The organism is Bacillus sp. P4_D3, from assembly GCF_056401855.1.
Map to the genome: position 1 here is coordinate 1 of NZ_JBFUIN010000645.1, position 1,766 is coordinate 1,766.

3 protein-coding genes are annotated in these 1,766 nt (G+C 39.7%); all 3 read right to left on the reverse strand.

Features of this window, described 5'->3' with window-relative positions; all coding sequences use genetic code 11:
- On the reverse strand, window positions 1–409 hold a 409-nt coding region (locus AC1DTM_RS25140; protein ID WP_477001155.1), incomplete at its 3' end, for a 5-oxoprolinase subunit C family protein.
- A complete protein-coding gene (gene pxpB, locus AC1DTM_RS25145; protein WP_002110625.1) occupies window positions 400–1,113 on the reverse strand; it encodes a 5-oxoprolinase subunit PxpB in 714 nt (237 codons plus the stop codon). The genes pxpB and AC1DTM_RS25140, both read right to left, overlap by 10 nt.
- 14 nt (window positions 1,114–1,127) lie before the next feature.
- The coding region (locus AC1DTM_RS25150) for an IclR family transcriptional regulator (protein WP_477001156.1) at window positions 1,128–1,766 on the reverse strand (639 nt) is incomplete at its 5' end.

A 1,766-nucleotide genomic window follows, 5' to 3' on the forward strand; every position in this document is an offset into this window, starting at 1 on the left:
GAGCAGCACGTATGTAAGTACTTTTACTTCCCATCGTACGATCAATATTTATACCACCCGCAAAAGTCACATACGCCCTGCAACCGCTTTTCGCTTTTCCGAGACAAAGCATGCTTCCTTCTTCAGCTAATACGGGACGCCATAATGGAATGCGTTCTCCATTTAACAACGGTTCCATATCTGCTCCACCAATCGCGAGCAAAGTCGTTTTCTTGATTAACAATTTAGGTCCCATTATTGTAATTTCGAGTCCAGCCTCATTCTCCTCATTACCTACTAACATATTAATCATCCTGAGCGCATTTTTATCCATAGCCCCGCCAACAGGTACACCGTATTGTTGATAATGAGATCGTCCTAAATCTTGGACTGTTGTAAACATTCCTGCATGCAAAACCTCTACATCCATTCTTTAGCCCCCTCAAGCGATACGTACTCTTCCTTTGTTATTGGTATAAATCGTAAATACATACCACTTTGAATATATGTTGGTGTTTCTTCTTTTGGATTAAATAGAGAAATAGGTGTTCGGCCGATAATATTCCAGCCTCCTGGTGTTTCAAGCGGATAAATACCTGTTTGATTTCCGCCAATACCTACTGAACCAGGAGCAATTTGTAATCGCGGCGTTTCTTTTCTAGGTGTTTCTAGTTCTTTCGGTAACCCGCCTAAATACGGGAACCCAGGTGTAAAACCTAACATATACACGAAATATGTTGTTTCACTATGTATCCGAATAACATCCTCTACTTGTAAGCCTTGATAATGCGCAACCTCTTCTAAATCAGGTCCATATTCTCCCCCGTAACACACCGGTATAGAAATATGTTTCACATCTCGGTTCACTTCTTCTTTATAAGAATCACACAGCTCCTGTATATACTGGCAAACGTGATCATATGGCCTTTCACTTCTCTCGTTTTGCTTCCATACTTCGTACAAATTGTAGTACACCGCTAATGAAGTAAACGACGGAACACATTCAACCATTCCTGCAAACGGATGCCGCCTCAGCGCTTGAAATAATCGTTGTACTTTTTCGTATATATCCATCCCAATTTCTTCACCAAATGTAACAATAATTGCTTGATCCCCTAACGCAGAAAATTTCATCCCACTCCCTCTTTCTATGCCCAAAAGCCGAGTTCTTTCGAAATGCGGTATGCTGTTTCTTTCACTTTCGCAGTAAAATATGAAATGTTACTTTCGCTATACTCAATTGCTAATCCCGAAATACTAATGCCAGCTACAACCGTTCCATCACTTGCAAAAATTGGTGCTGCTATAGCTGCTGTATGATTTTCTAATTCAGAGTAGCTAATTGTGTACCCTTCTTTTTTCGCCATATGTAATACTTCTAACAAATTCTCCTTATTCACGATCGTTCCATCCGCAAACTGCTTTAAATCTGTTTCCTCTATGTACTTTCTTTTCTCTTCCTCAGAAAAATACGATAGCAAAATTCTCGGACATGCACCCGCATAAAGCGGTGCCCTTCTTCCAACCGCCGTATAAACACGTACCGGCTGAGCTCCTTCCATTTTTTCAACATAAATTGCATCATTACCATCTTGAATAATTAAATTTACTGCTTGCCCTAAACTATCTCTAAGCTCTTTCATATAAGGTATCGCAATATTTCTTACGGATAACCTTTGTGAAACAAGTTGACCAAATCGTAAAAAAACGACTCCGAGACGATACTTTCCCTTTTCTGTTTTTTGTAAAAAGTCCATTTCTTCTAACGAGCCAATTAAACGATAAAC

Bases quoted from the DNA above. Each gene is read 5' to 3' on its own strand.
- pxpB (WP_002110625.1), bottom strand. From the start codon at position 1,113: ATGAAATTTTCTGCGTTAGGGGATCAAGCAATTATTGTTACATTTGGT.